This window comes from Actinomadura chokoriensis, from assembly GCF_041463665.1.
Taxonomy (GTDB): domain Bacteria; phylum Actinomycetota; class Actinomycetes; order Streptosporangiales; family Streptosporangiaceae; genus Spirillospora; species Spirillospora chokoriensis_A.
Map to the genome: position 1 here is coordinate 137,387 of NZ_JAXCEJ010000006.1, position 12,559 is coordinate 149,945.

Sequence of the window (12,559 nt, forward strand, 5' to 3'; positions counted from 1 at the left end):
GCCCGACCGAAATCTGACCAAAACCCGGCCCGGGTGCCACGGCACAGCTGGTCAGGCGGGACGGGTCAGGCGGCGCTGGGCCGGAGCCGCTCGCCGAGTTCGGCGGTGACGGCGGCGTTCAGCCGGTAGGCGGCCTTGACCTCGCCGATGACGCGGTCCTGCTCGGCGGCGTCCCACGGCGCGGAGTCGAGCAGCTCGCGGTAGCGGTCCTTGTAGCCCTTGGGCTTGCCGGGGAACCGGTAGAAGCGGACGCCGTCGTCTCCCGCGGCCAGGTCCAGCGTCTGCCGGACCTGGCGGCCGATGTACTGGCCGCCGGACAGGTCGCCCAGGTAGCGGGTGTAGTGGTGCGCCACGAAACCGCCGGGCCAGTCGAAGCACACTTCGCGCAGCCGGTCGCAGTACCGGGCGGTGGCGGCGTTCGGCTCGATCCGGGCGCGCCAGCGGGGCCCGTAGAAGTAGCCGAGGTCGGCCTCCAGCGCCTCGCGGCGGCGCAGCCCGGGGAGGTCGAAGCGGCCGGCGACGGGATCGGAGGCCATCCGGTCGGCGGCCTCCTCCAGCAGGTCGTAGACCGGGTGGAGCTGCGCGACCAGGACGGCGTATTCGTCGCGGGCGAGACGGCCCTCGACGAGCGCGCTCATGTAGGCGGAGGTCTCGTTGTCACCGTGGTCGTCCCAGGTCGCGGTGCGCAGCCGCGCCGAGAAGGTCTCATTTTCCGACGCCATGTCGGCTACTTTACCGACAGGGCGTCGGAAACGTCCAGTCCCGGCGGTCAGCCGCCGTGGGGCGGCGCCGCACCGGCCGCCGCACGGGCCTCCTCGGTCATCCGGACGACCTCGTGCCGGACCTGGACGCGCTCGGTGAGCCGCTCGCTGAACGGGATCCGGACGGGACGGTCCGCTCCCCCGTCGGTGACGGCGAACTCGATCCCGTCGGCGTCCAGTCCAGTCATCCGGGCGGCGGTCGCGCCGGGCCGGCCGCCCAGCGCCCGGCAGATCGCGAGGCAGTCGGCGGCGTGGTCGTCGTTCATGTGCCGCATGATCTGCCGCACGACGTCCTCGGTGAACGGGCCGGCGTCGGTCATGGGTCAGTCCTTTCCCGCGGGTGATGGCTGAACGGACAGGCCTCTGTAGACCTGGAGGGCGTCGGCGCCCTCGTCCTCGAAGTAGGCCTCGACCCGCTCGGGCACGAGGGACCCGCCGGCGTCGTAGAGGTCCTGCCAGGGGTGGGACGAGCCGAACTCCTCGCCCCACCGCCGCCACGCCGGGGTCAGGGTCGGCAGGCGGGCGGCGTGCACGTGGGCGTCGATCAGCGGACGTCCGTCGAGCATGGACGCCTCCCCGCCCGGCGTGTGGACGGCCATGCGGCGGAGCCTACCCCCCCGCCGGATCATGCGACGTGCACCGGATCAGGCGACGTCCGCCCGATCAGGCGACGTCCGCCGGATCAGGCGACGTCCGCCGGATCAGGCGACGTCCACCGTGTCCTGGTCGTCCAGCCACGCGACGATGCCCTCGACGGCGGCCCGGCAGCCGCCGCAGCCGGTGCCGGCGCGGGTCTCGCGGCCGACGTCGGCGGCGGTGCGGGCCCCGGCCTGCCAGCAGGCGCGGATCTCTCCCTTGCTGACGTTGTTGCACTGGCAGACGGTGGCGGCGTCCGGCATCCGCAGCGGCGAGGCGGCCTCCGCCGCGCCGCCGGCGCCGGGGAACAGCAGGCCGAGGCGCTCGGCGGGCAGCGGCGCGGCCCGGTCGTAGAGCTGGGTGAGCGTCCCGGCGGTGGAGGTCTCGCCGAGCAGGATCGCGCCGATCAGCCGCCCGTCCCGGATGACCGCCTTCTTGTAGGTGCCGCGCGCGGCGTCGGTGAACCGGACGACCTCGACGTCATCGTCGTCGTCGCCGAAGTGCGTCTCGCCCATCGAGGCCAGCTCGATCCCGGCGGCCTTGAGCCGGGTGATCTGCCGGGCGCCGGTGAAGCGGGCGGCGGGGTCGGTGCCGGCGAGCAGCCCGGCGAGAACGCCGGCCTGCTCCCAGGCGGGCGCGACCAGCCCGTACACCTCGTCGCGGTGCTCGGAGCACTCGCCGATGGCGCGGACGGACGGGTCGGTGACCGACCGCAGCTCGTCGTCCACGATCACGGCGCGGCCGATCGCCAGGCCGGCGTCCCGGGCGAGCGTCACCTCGGGCCGGACGCCGCAGGAGAGGATGACGAGGTCGGTGTCGATGACCTCGGTCCCGCCGCCGGGCAGGGCCAGTTCGACGCCGGTGACGGCGCCGCCCTCGGTGCGCAGGCCGGCGACGTTGGCCTGGAGGCGCGTACCGATGCCGAGCGCGGCGAGGGTGCGGGCCAGGACCTTGCCTGCGGCGGGGTCGAGCTGGCGTTCCATGAGGTGCCCGGCGAGGTGCAGGACGGTCACGTCCAGGCCGCGGCCCATCAGCCCCCGGGCGGCCTCGATGCCGAGGAGCCCGCCGCCGACGACGACCGCGCGGCGCGCAGACGCGGCCAGTTCGGTGATGCGGCGGCAGTCGTCCAGGGTGCGGAACACGAGGGCGCCCTCGGGCAGCCCGTCGCGCAGGCCCGGCATCGGCGGGATGAACGCGGTGCTGCCCGTCGCGAGGACGAGCGTCCCGTACGGGGTGACGGTCCCGTCGGAGGCGTGCACGGTCTTCGCGGCCCGGTCGATGCGGGTGACCTCGACGCCGAGGCGGGCGTCCACGCCGTGCGAGGCGTACCAGGCGGCGTCGACCAGGCTGATGTGGTCGGGCCGCGTCACGCCGGCGAGGACGTTCGACAGCAGCACCCGGTTGTAGGGCCGCTGGGTCTCGGCCCCGAACACCGTGACGGGGGTCGCGGTGTCGCGGTCGCGCAGCTCACCGACGAACCGCGACCCGGCCATGCCGTTTCCCACCACCACTACGGTCATCTCTTCACCTCCAGGGGGAGGGGCTTGATCTGGTCGCGCTCGACCTCGAAGGCGATGCTCGGATCCGGGGTGCGGGGCGCGTTGACGAACGAGACGAACCGGCGGAGCCGCTCGGGGTCGTCGAGGGTGTCGCGCCACTCGTCGGAGTAGGCGGCGACGTGGCGTTCCATGGCCGCGTCGAGGTCGGCGCAGATGCCGAGCCGGTCGTCCACGATGACCTCGCGCAGGTAGTCCAGCCCCCCGTCGAGGGACTCGAGCCAGCTCGCGGTGCGCTGCAGCCGGTCGGCGGTGCGGATGTAGAACATCAGGAACCGGTCGATGCAGCGGATCAGCTCGTCGTCGCTGAGGTCGGTGGCGAACAGGTCGGCGTGCCGGGGCCGCATGCCGCCGTTCCCGGCGAGGTAGAGGTTCCAGCCGTTCTCGGTGGCGATGACGCCGAAGTCCTTGCTCTGCGCCTCGGCGCACTCGCGGGCGCAGCCGGACACGGCCGACTTGAGCTTGTGCGGGGCGCGCAGCCCCCGGTACCGCAGTTCGAGGCGGATCGCCATGGCGGCCGAGTCCTGGACGCCGTAGCGGCACCAGGTGGATCCGACGCACGACTTCACCGTGCGCAGCGCCTTGCCGTAGGCGTGGCCGGACTCGAACCCGGCGTCGACGAGCCGCCGCCAGATGTCGGGGAGCTGCTCGACGCGGGCGCCGAACAGGTCGATCCGCTGCCCGCCGGTGATCTTGGTGTAGAGGCCGAAGTCGCGGGCGACCTCGCCGATGACGATGAGCTTCTCGGGGGTGATCTCGCCGCCGGGGACGCGCGGCACGACCGAGTAGGTGCCGTTCTTCTGCAGGTTCGCCAGGAAGTGGTCGTTGGTGTCCTGCAGCGCGGCCTGCTCGCCCTCCAGGATGTGGCCGTTGCCGAGGCTGGCCAGGATGGAGGCGACGGCGGGCCTGCAGATGTCGCAGCCCCGGCCCGTCCCGTGCTCCTCGACGAGCTGGGTGAAGCTGGTGACCTGCCCGGCCCGGACGATGTCGAACAGCTCGGCGCGGCTGTAGTCGAAGTGCTCACAGATCGCCCTGCTGACCTCGATCCCGGCGGCGGTCAGCTCGGCGTCCAGGATCCGCTTCACCAGCGGGACGCAGCTGCCGCAGCTCGTCCCGGCCCTCGTGCAGCCCTTCACGCCCGGCACGTCGGTGAGGGAGTGCTCGGAGATCGCGCAGCGGATGCCCTCGGCGGTGACGTTGTTGCAGGAGCAGATGACGGTGGCGCCGGGCAGGTCGCCGCCGGCCGCCTCGGTTCCGCCGAACAGCATCTGCTCGGGCGCGCCCGGCAGTTTCCCGCCGACGTAGGCGCGCAGCGTCCCGTAGGACTCGGCGTCGCCGACGAGGACGCCGCCGAGGAGGGTCTGCGCGTCGTCGCTGACGACGAGCCTCTTGTAGACGCCGGCGACGGGGTCGGTGTAGGTGACGCCGAGGGCGTCCTGCTCGGGTCCGGCGAACGGGTCGCCGAAGCTCGCGACGTCGACGCCCATGAGCTTGAGCTTCGTCGACATGTCGGCGCCCTCGAACACGGCGGTGCTCGCGTCCGACAGGAGCCGGTCGGCGACGACCTCCGCCATGGAGAAGCACGGCCCGACCAGCCCGTAGACGGCGCCGCCCACGAGGGCGCACTCGCCGATGGCCCAGATGGCGGGGTCCTCGGTGCGGCACGTCTCGTCCACCACGATCCCGCCGCGCTCCCCCACCGGCAGACCGCAGCCGCGGGCCAGCTCGTCGCGCGGGCGGATGCCGGCGGAGAACACGACGACCTCGGCATCGACGGCCTCGCCGCCGTCGAGAACGATGCGGCGGACGGAGCCGTCCTCCCCCGCCTCCAGGGCGCGCATCGGAGTGCCGGCGTGGACGGCCATGCCGAGGCCCTCGATGTGGCGGCGCAGCATCGCGCCTCCGCCCTCGTCCAGCTGGCGCGGCATGAGCCACGGCGCGACCTCGACGACGCCGCTGCGCAGCCCGAGGCCCTGGATCGCGCGGGCCGCCTCCAGGCCGAGCAGCCCGCCGCCGACGACGGCACCGGTCGTCCTGCCCCGCGCGTACTCGCGGATGGCGTCCAGGTCGTCGATCGTGCGGTAGACGAACACGCCGGGCAGGTCCGCGCCCTCGACCGGCGGCACGAACGGCGCGGACCCGGTGGCGAGGACGAGCGCGTCGTAGGGGACGGAGTGCCCCGCCGAGGTGGTGACCGTCCGCGCGTCGCGGTCGACGCCGGTGACGCGCTCGCCGAGGCGGACGGCGACCTCGCCGCCGTGCGCCGGGTAGGCGAGGTCGGCGCCCTCCAGGTGCGTGGTGAGCGCCACCCGGTCGTAGGCCGCCCGCGGCTCCTCCCCGATGACGGTGATGGTCCAGGTCCCGGCGGCGTCGCGCGCACGCAGGGCCTCCACGAGGCGGTGCGCGGCCGGTCCGTGCCCGGCCACGACCAGCCGCTTGTCGGGTCTGCTGTCGGCTCCCATGAACCCCGATGCTCGGCGGCCCGTATTTCCCGGATGGATCCCCTCTGTCACCCGCGCGTTAAGTGGCCCTCACCGCGGCGCGGTCCCCGAGGCAGGCTCCGGACCGGTCCGGCTGTGCGGCGGCACAGCCGTTCCGGCGCCGCGCGCGGGCCCGTTTCCTTCGGGACGGCGGTGCGGGACACTCGGAAAAGATGAAAGATCGAACGTAATCGCGGTTCCGACTGCGGGCCGGGAGGCGGCAGTGCGACGGATCATCGGTGCGTCCCTCATCGGGCTCGGCGCGTTCCTGCTGGCGGCCGGCGTCCTCACCCGCTTCTACGTCGCCCCCACGCTGATCGGCGCCCCCGCGGACGTGTACCAGGTGACGCGGCTGAAGGCCGAGAACGCCTCCTACTTCGACGCCACCGCGACGACCCCCCGCACGGGCGCGACGATCGTGGCGACCAACACCGTCCGCGGCGATCCCGGCTCCACCCACGACGGCGTCGCCGTGTGGGACTCCGCGACGATCGTCCAGGACGCGGACCGCGGCACCACGATCGAGATCCAGAGGCAGCGGTACGCGTTCGACCGCCGCACCGGTGAGCTGCGCAACTGCTGCGGCGCGGCGATCGGCGGCGACGCGAGCGTCCCGCAGTCCGGGGTGGGCCTGTTCTGGCCGGTGGAGGCCCGCAAGAAGGGCCTGGAGCTGTTCGACCCCGCGACCCTGCGCACCTGGCCGGTCGCGTTCGACGGTGAGGAGCGCGTCGGCGGCGTCCTCACCTACCGCTTCGTCGAGCGCATCCCGGAGACGAGGGTGCCCGGCGCGACGCCGGCCGTTCCGGGCGAGCTGCTCGGCCGCGCCAAGGGCGGCCCGGCGGTGCCGGTGGACCGCTACTACCGGGCCGAGGGCACGTTCTGGGTGGACCCGCGGACGGGCGCGCCGATCGACCAGCGGCAGCGGGTGCTGTCGACGCTGCGTCCCAGGGAGGGGCCCGGGCGTCTCGTGGTGGCGGACCTGACCCTGCGGATGACCCCCGAGTCGCGGCACGCCCTGCGGGCGCGGTCCGCCGACGGCGCCGCGAAGATCCGGCTGCTGGAGACCGGCGTCCCGCTCGCGCTCGGCGGGGCCGGGCCGCTGCTCGCCGCCGCGGGGTCGCTGCTCACCGCGCGCGGCGGGCGGGCCGGCCCGCGGGACGGCGCGGCGCCGGAGCCGGCGCTCAGGCGGGGGTGAGGACGAGCGTCGCGTCGTGCCCGCCGAACCCGAACGAGTTCGACAGCGCGGGCGCGGCGGACGCGATCGTGCGCGGCTCGCCGTGCACGACGTCGATGAGGGCGGTCTCGGCGTCGGGGGCGGTGAAGTTGGCGGTGGGCGGCACCAGGCCGTCCACCGCGCTGAGCAGCGCGACCATCGCCTGCAGTGCGCCGCCGGCGCCGAGGATGTGCCCGGTGACGCCCTTGGTCGCGGTGACGGGCGGGACGCGGTCGCCGAAGCAGCGGTCGATCGCGAGCGCCTCGGCGCCGTCGTTGCCGCGGGTGCCGGTGGCGTGCGCGCTGATGTGCCCGATGCGGGAGGGGCCGAGCCCGGCGTCGGCCAGCGCGGCGGTCATGCACCGCGCGGCGACGGCCCCGTCCGGGCGGGGCTGGACGAGGTGGGCGGCGTCGGCGGCGCAGGCGTAGCCGGCGACCTCCCCGTACACGCGGGCGCCGCGCGCCGCGGCGTGGTCGGCGCGCTCCAGGACGAGGAACGCGGCGGCCTCCCCGACGACGAACCCGTCGCGTTCGGCGTCGAACGGGCGGCCCGCCGTGTGCGGCGCGGGGTCCCTGCGGGCGAGCGTGCCGATGCGGGCGAAGGCGGCCATCACGAACGGGGTGAGGATCGCGTCGACGCCGCCGGCGACGGCGGCGTCGATCCGGCCGGCCCGGATGGCGAGGACGGCCTCGCCGATCGCGGTGGCGCCGCTGGCGCAGCCGGTGGAGAAGGTGAAGCAGGGGCCCTCGCAGGCGTGCCGGATGGAGATGTTCGCGGCGGTCGCGTTCGGCATGATCTTCGGGACGGCGGGGACCGGCACCCGGTCCAGCGTCCCGGCGTGCTCATGGCCGCCGAGCGCGACGGCGGAGGCGAGCCCGGCCGCGGCGGTCCCGACATAGACGCCGCGCCGGGCGGGATCGAGGCGGGGGTCGCCGCCGTGCCGGAGCCCGGCGTCGGCCACGGCGTCGTCGGCGGCGGCCACGCCGAGCTTGGTCATCCGGTCGAGGCGGCGCCGCTCGGGCTTGGTGAAGTAGCGGTCCTCGTCCAGCGGCTGGGCGGGGCAGCCGAATGACACGGCGGTCCCGGCCTCCATCAGCTCGGGGACGTGCACAGCCTGCGACTTGCCCGAGAGGACGGTCGCGAACACCTCCGCCGGCGTGCCGCCCGCCGGGCTCTTGACACCGAAGCCCGTCACCACGACGCGGGGCGTCCCGTCGGCGCGGCGCTGATCGGATCGGTGCTGATCGGATCGGTGCTGACCGGCACGTTGTGCAGGGGTCATCCGCCACCTCGCGGTCTGGGGGGATCCCGCAAGGACAAGCGGGGTTTCGGAAGCTAGCGCGGCGCCGCTCGCGGGGACTTGCCACCCCGGGAACATTCTCCCGGCCGTTTTTGTCACGCGGATGACACGCGACCCGGTGGTATCAGGCGTTTCGTCCCTCACTCGTCCCGGTCGTGCACCATGGAGGGGTGACGCAGGTTGTGGAGAACGCGGCGGGAACGGGGATCACGGAGCCGGGGCTGCGGCTGCTGGCGGACCTCGTGTCGGACGGCGAGGTGGTGGTGCTGAGCGGCGCCGGGCTGTCCACCGAGTCGGGCATCCCCGACTACCGCGGCGAGACGGGACGCCGGCGGCGCGCGGACCCGATGACCTACCAGGAGTTCACCGGGAGCGAGGCGGCGCGGCGCCGGTACTGGGCGCGCAGCCATCTCGGCTGGCGGCACGTCGCGCGGGCGCGCCCGAACGACGGGCACCGGGCGGTCGCGGAACTGCAGCGCCGCGGGCTGATCGCGGGGATCATCACGCAGAACGTCGACGGGCTGCAGCAGTCGGCCGGCGCCGCCGGCGTGATCGAGCTGCACGGGGCGCTGGGCCGGGTCGTGTGCCTGTCGTGCGGGGAGCGGACGCCGCGCGGGCGGCTGGAGGCGCGGCTGCACGCCGCGAATCCCGGCTTCGAGGCGCGCGCGGACGCGATCAACCCCGACGGCGACGCCGTGCTCCCCGGCACGGTCGTCGACACCTTCCAGATCGTGGGCTGCGAGCGGTGCGGCGGCCCGCTCAAGCCCGATGTGATCTTCTTCGGCGAGAACGTGCCGCCGGCCCGGGTCCGGGACTGCTACGCGCTGACCGAGGGCGCGGGCGCGCTGCTGGTGCTCGGGTCGTCGCTGACGGTGCTGTCGGGGTACCGGTTCGTCCGGCACGCGGCCCGGCACGGCGTCCCGGTGGGGATCGTGAACCGGGGCGCGACGCGCGGCGACGAGCACGCCCTGGTCACGCTGGACGCGCCGCTCGGCGGGGCGCTGACGGCCCTCCTCGACGAACTGGGCGGCAGGTAGCAGGGCGAGGGAACAGGGGCGTCATCCTCCCCCGGACAGCACCGTCGTCGCGGCGGGCGCCGGGGCCGCCCGCCCGCCCGGCTGCGCGGGCGGGGGCGGCTCGGTCACCTCGGGCGGGTCGGGCAGCACGTCGCCGGTGACGAACCCGGTGGCCTCCAGCCGCCCCATCTGGTCGTCGACGAGGGGCTGGGCCCGCTGGGCGAACTCGCGCACGAGCGTGTTGCGGGTGCCGGCGCGGACGGCGCCGAGTTCGGCGTAGAGCAGGCCCTGCGCCATCCGCATCCGCGCGACGGCGGTCCTGTCGTAGTCGTTGCCCGACTTTCCGGTGATCTCCGACATCCAGCTCTGCTGGTCGGGGGTGGGCCGGTCGGGCAGCGGGAGGTTCAGCCGGGCGGCGACCTGGCGGTCCAGCAGGTCCAGCCGGACGTGCCCGCGGGCGATCGCGCCCAGGGCGCGGCGGGTCGCGGGACGGGCGGCGCGGCGCTGCGCCTGGCGGGCGACGGCGATCTCCCACAGCGCGGCCTGCCGGACCCGGACGATGACGTCGCGGTCGGCCGGGCCGAGCGGGCCCCAGTCGGTGGTGACGGTGGACTGGGCGGCGGCCTCGTCGCCGGCCTTCGGCGCCACCGCGGCGCCGTCGGCGGCCTGCCGGCCGACCGGCTGGCAGGCGCTCAGCGGCACGGCGCCCAGCAGCACCGCGCCCAGCAGCACGGCGGTCAGCGCCGGCGCGGCGGCCGCGCCGGCCGGTCGGGGTCGGGGCATCCGGGCACCGCCTCTCGGTCGGGGTAGGGGCGTCACGGCAGCAGTACGCGCGTCGCGGCGGCGGGGGTTCGACGGAAGCGACGGCGGGGTTCGGCGGGAGGCGGCCGGGTGCGGCGGCGGGCGGCCGGTTCCGTCAGGCCCAGCCGAGCTCGGCCACGGCGGTGACCGGAGGCTCGCCGCCGGCCTCGGCGAAGGCGCGCAGGGAGTCGACGAGGGCGTGCCGCTGCCCGGCCGGCATCCGGGAGACGACCCGGGCGATGTCGGCGCGGCGGCGGGCGGTGACGTCGTCGACGATGCCGCGGCCGGCGGCGGTCACCTGGATGCGGATCTCGCGGCCGCTCTCCGGGCTGGCCTCGCGGCGCACGAGCCCGGCGGCGGCGAGCCGGTCGACCATCCGCATCGCGGTGGACGGGTTGACCTCCAGCCGGCCCGCGAGCGTCACGAGCTTGGACGGCCCCTGCGCGGACAGCACGACGAGCAGCCGGAACTGCGGCGGCGTGACGGCTCCCCCGACCGCGGCGAGGGAGCGCGCGGAGATCGCCACCAGCAGCCGGGACGCGGTCAGCATCGCCGAGGTGACCTCGTCGACCCCGGCGTCCCCGTCCTCGCTCATGACGACTTTCTACAGGGCCGGGCGCCGCGCGCGCCAACGCGCCCGCGAACGTCCCGGCCTGCGTCCGGCGGACCGCGCCGGCACCGCCGGGACCGGGCCGGCGAGCGACCCGGCGGGCGAGCCCCGGACCCGGCCAGCCGATCAAAGATTCTGTCTTGACAAACTGATTTGTCGGCAGCCATGATGGAGGCATGCTGGACGTGACGGTGATCGAGGACGCGGAGGCCGCGGCGGCCTCCCTGGACCCCATGCGGGCGCGGCTGCTCGCCGAGCTCGGCGAGCCGATGTCGGCCGCGGCGCTGGCGGCCCGCGTGGGGCTGCCCCGGCAGAAGGTCAACTACCACCTGCGGACGCTGGAGCGGCACGGCCTCGTCGAACTGGTCGGCGAGCGCCGCAAGGGCAACATGACCGAGCGGCTGCTGCGGGCGACGGCGGCGTCCTACGTCATCTCCCCGCTGGCGCTCGCGGGCCTGCAGCCCGACCCGGACCGGCATCGCGACGCGCTGTCGGCGCGATGGCTGCTGGCGATCGCGGCGCGGCTGGTCCGCGACGTGGGCGCGCTGATCTCCGGGGCGGCGCGGGCCAACAAGCGGCTGGCGACCTACGCGCTGGACGGGGAGGTCACGTTCGCCTCCGCGGCGGACCGGGCGGCGTTCATCGAGGAGCTGACCGCCGGGGTGGGCGCGCTCGTCCGCAAGTACCACGCCGATCCGGCGGGGGGCGGCCGCGCGCACCGCGTCGTCATCGCCGTCCACCCCGCGGTGAAGAGGGAGACGCTCGACAACGACTCGCCGGAGAGCGAGCCCGGGGCGCCGGCGCGGCCGGACACCCCCGGGGAGATCGAAGCCTGAAAAGCAGCGAGGAGAGCATCATGGGCAGGGAATTCGAGATCGTCCGGGAGTACGAGACCGAGGCGGCCCCCGAGCAGGTGTGGGAGGCCATCACCACCGGCAGCGCCGGATGGCTGTGGCCGATGGAGTTCGAGCCCCGCGAGGGCGGCAGCGCGGGCGGCGGGGGCGTCGTCACGGCGTGGGACCCGCCGCACCGGCTGACCAGCCGCGTGGAGGACCCGGACGGCATCGGCGGCATGCCGCAGACGCTCAACGTCCTGGACACGGTGATCGAGCCGCGCGCGGGCGGCGCCTGGGTCCGCTACGTGCACAGCGGCATCTTCACCGGCAGCTGGGACGACCAGTACGACGGCGCGAGCCGGCACACCGACTTCTACCTGCACACGCTGCGCCAGTACCTGACGCACTTCACGGGCCGGGCGGCGGTGCACTCCGACGTGCAGGGCCCGGAGGCGTCCATGAAGCCGGGGTCGTTCGCGGCGGCCGTCCGGGCGCTCGGGGTGGACGACGCCGCCGAGGGAGACACCGTGCGGGTCGACCTGCCCGGCGCGGGCCCGGTCGACGCCGTGCTGGACTTCCGCAACGAGCACTTCGTCGGGCTGCGGACCGGCGACGCAATGTACCGGTTCTTCGGGCGCGACGCGTGGGGCGGCCCGGTGGGGATCGCCCTGCACCGGTTCGCTCCGGACGCCGCCGCGTCGCGGGACCAGGTGCAGGCGGCGTGGAAGTCCTGGCTGGACGGCCTCTACGCCTGAGCGGACGCGAGGGGGCCCGCACGCGGTCGCGTGCGGGCCCCCTCGCGTGTGTCGCCCGCCCGCGCATGGGCGGCAGGGGAACGGGGCAGGTGCGCAGAGGGGTGCACGAGGAGGCGCACATGGGCTGCAGGAAACCGGCGGCGCGCGGGCCCGCGGTGGTGCGGGCGGGCGCGCGGGGGCTGGTCGCCGCGATGGCGATGACGGGCGTCCGGACGGTCACGGCGGCCGTCGGCCCGCACGAGCAGAGCCCGCCCGCGGCGATCGTGGAGCGGCACGTGCCGGTCGTGCGCCGGCTGCCGGAGCGCTACCGGGAGGCGGTGACCGAACTGGCGCACTGGGCCTACGGGGCGGGCGGCGGCGCGGTCTTCGGGCTGCTCCCGCCGGGCGTCCGGCGGCATCCGGCGGCGGGCCCCGCCTACGGCCTGGCGGTGTGGCTCGGCTTCGAGGCGGGAATCGCCCCGCTGCTGGGCGTCCACCACGTCCACGAACGGAGCCTCGCGTGGCGGGCCGTGGTGGCGCTCGACCACGTCCTGTACGGCGTGGTGGTGGCGGGACGGCTCGCGCCGGAGCATCCCCGCGCCTGACTCGCGGCGGG

General features: G+C 75.2%; 13 protein-coding genes. 5 read left to right on the forward strand and 8 right to left on the reverse strand.

Annotated elements, in window-relative coordinates; translation table 11 throughout:
• Window positions 1-65: 65 nt before the first annotated feature.
• The 5 genes from SM418_RS12845 to nirB all read right to left on the reverse strand — a co-directional run bounded on the left by SM418_RS12845 (window position 66) and on the right by nirB (window position 5,415).
• Window positions 66-722 (reverse strand): biliverdin-producing heme oxygenase, encoded by a 657-nt coding sequence (locus SM418_RS12845; protein WP_371942113.1) that lies wholly within the window; start codon window positions 720-722, stop codon window positions 66-68.
• A gap of 47 nt (window positions 723-769) precedes the next feature.
• Window positions 770-1,081, reverse strand: coding sequence for a DUF2470 domain-containing protein (locus SM418_RS12850; RefSeq protein ID WP_371942114.1), 312 nt, complete (start codon window positions 1,079-1,081; stop codon window positions 770-772).
• Between the two features lie 3 nt (window positions 1,082-1,084).
• Window positions 1,085-1,360: a hypothetical protein gene (locus SM418_RS12855; RefSeq protein WP_371942115.1), complete on the reverse strand. Its 276-nt coding sequence runs from the start codon at window positions 1,358-1,360 to the stop codon at window positions 1,085-1,087.
• Between the two features lie 102 nt (window positions 1,361-1,462).
• Window positions 1,463-2,917, reverse strand: a complete 1,455-nt coding sequence (locus SM418_RS12860; RefSeq protein WP_371942116.1) for an FAD-dependent oxidoreductase — start codon at window positions 2,915-2,917, stop codon at window positions 1,463-1,465.
• Window positions 2,914-5,415 carry a nitrite reductase large subunit NirB gene (gene nirB / locus SM418_RS12865; protein WP_371942117.1) on the reverse strand — a complete coding sequence of 834 codons (2,502 nt, stop codon included), beginning with the start codon at window positions 5,413-5,415 and terminating at the stop codon, window positions 2,914-2,916. The genes SM418_RS12860 and nirB overlap by 4 nt, the downstream gene beginning before the upstream one ends.
• A gap of 241 nt (window positions 5,416-5,656) precedes the next feature.
• Here nirB and pgfA point away from each other — a divergent pair, with 241 nt between their 5' ends.
• Window positions 5,657-6,628, forward strand: coding sequence for a cell envelope lipid trafficking protein PgfA (pgfA, locus tag SM418_RS12870; RefSeq protein WP_371942118.1), 972 nt, complete (start codon window positions 5,657-5,659; stop codon window positions 6,626-6,628).
• Here the strand turns inward: pgfA and SM418_RS12875 are convergent.
• Window positions 6,615-7,928 carry a beta-ketoacyl-[acyl-carrier-protein] synthase family protein gene (locus SM418_RS12875; protein ID WP_371942119.1) on the reverse strand — a complete coding sequence of 438 codons (1,314 nt, stop codon included), beginning with the start codon at window positions 7,926-7,928 and terminating at the stop codon, window positions 6,615-6,617. The genes pgfA and SM418_RS12875 overlap by 14 nt on opposite strands.
• Before the next feature lie 188 nt (window positions 7,929-8,116).
• Here SM418_RS12875 and SM418_RS12880 point away from each other — a divergent pair, with 188 nt between their 5' ends.
• Window positions 8,117-8,983, forward strand: coding sequence for an NAD-dependent protein deacetylase (locus tag SM418_RS12880; RefSeq protein WP_371942120.1), 867 nt, complete (start codon window positions 8,117-8,119; stop codon window positions 8,981-8,983).
• Window positions 8,984-9,004: 21 nt separating this feature from the next.
• Here SM418_RS12880 and SM418_RS12885 read toward each other — a convergent pair whose 3' ends face one another.
• Window positions 9,005-9,745 carry a DUF4142 domain-containing protein gene (locus SM418_RS12885; RefSeq protein WP_371942121.1) on the reverse strand — a complete coding sequence of 247 codons (741 nt, stop codon included), beginning with the start codon at window positions 9,743-9,745 and terminating at the stop codon, window positions 9,005-9,007.
• A gap of 133 nt (window positions 9,746-9,878) precedes the next feature.
• Complete coding sequence (locus SM418_RS12890; protein ID WP_371942122.1) at window positions 9,879-10,358, reverse strand: MarR family winged helix-turn-helix transcriptional regulator; 480 nt, start codon at window positions 10,356-10,358, stop codon at window positions 9,879-9,881.
• 191 nt (window positions 10,359-10,549) lie between these two features.
• Here SM418_RS12890 and SM418_RS12895 point away from each other — a divergent pair, with 191 nt between their 5' ends.
• The 3 genes from SM418_RS12895 (at window position 10,550) to SM418_RS12905 (ending at window position 12,548) form a co-directional block, all read left to right on the forward strand.
• A complete protein-coding gene (locus tag SM418_RS12895; RefSeq protein WP_371942123.1) occupies window positions 10,550-11,209 on the forward strand; it encodes an ArsR/SmtB family transcription factor in 660 nt (219 codons plus the stop codon).
• A gap of 20 nt (window positions 11,210-11,229) precedes the next feature.
• Window positions 11,230-11,964 (forward strand): hypothetical protein, encoded by a 735-nt coding sequence (locus SM418_RS12900; RefSeq protein WP_371942124.1) that lies wholly within the window; start codon window positions 11,230-11,232, stop codon window positions 11,962-11,964.
• A 119-nt stretch (window positions 11,965-12,083) separates the two neighbouring features.
• On the forward strand, window positions 12,084-12,548 hold the full coding sequence (locus SM418_RS12905; protein ID WP_371942125.1) for a hypothetical protein: 465 nt from the start codon (window positions 12,084-12,086) through the stop codon (window positions 12,546-12,548).
• Window positions 12,549-12,559: the final 11 nt, after the last annotated feature.

Coding starts and splice junctions, on each gene's coding strand:
- SM418_RS12845 (WP_371942113.1), bottom strand. CDS start 722: ATGGCGTCGGAAAATGAGACCTTCTCGGCGCGGCTGCGCACCGCGACC.
- SM418_RS12850 (WP_371942114.1), bottom strand. CDS start 1,081: ATGACCGACGCCGGCCCGTTCACCGAGGACGTCGTGCGGCAGATCATG.
- SM418_RS12855 (WP_371942115.1), bottom strand. CDS start 1,360: ATGGCCGTCCACACGCCGGGCGGGGAGGCGTCCATGCTCGACGGACGT.
- SM418_RS12860 (WP_371942116.1), bottom strand. CDS start 2,917: ATGACCGTAGTGGTGGTGGGAAACGGCATGGCCGGGTCGCGGTTCGTC.
- nirB (WP_371942117.1), bottom strand. CDS start 5,415: ATGGGAGCCGACAGCAGACCCGACAAGCGGCTGGTCGTGGCCGGGCAC.
- SM418_RS12875 (WP_371942119.1), bottom strand. CDS start 7,928: ATGACCCCTGCACAACGTGCCGGTCAGCACCGATCCGATCAGCACCGA.
- SM418_RS12885 (WP_371942121.1), bottom strand. CDS start 9,745: ATGCCCCGACCCCGACCGGCCGGCGCGGCCGCCGCGCCGGCGCTGACC.
- SM418_RS12890 (WP_371942122.1), bottom strand. CDS start 10,358: ATGAGCGAGGACGGGGACGCCGGGGTCGACGAGGTCACCTCGGCGATG.
- SM418_RS12895 (WP_371942123.1), top strand. CDS start 10,550: ATGCTGGACGTGACGGTGATCGAGGACGCGGAGGCCGCGGCGGCCTCC.
- SM418_RS12900 (WP_371942124.1), top strand. CDS start 11,230: ATGGGCAGGGAATTCGAGATCGTCCGGGAGTACGAGACCGAGGCGGCC.
- SM418_RS12905 (WP_371942125.1), top strand. CDS start 12,084: ATGGGCTGCAGGAAACCGGCGGCGCGCGGGCCCGCGGTGGTGCGGGCG.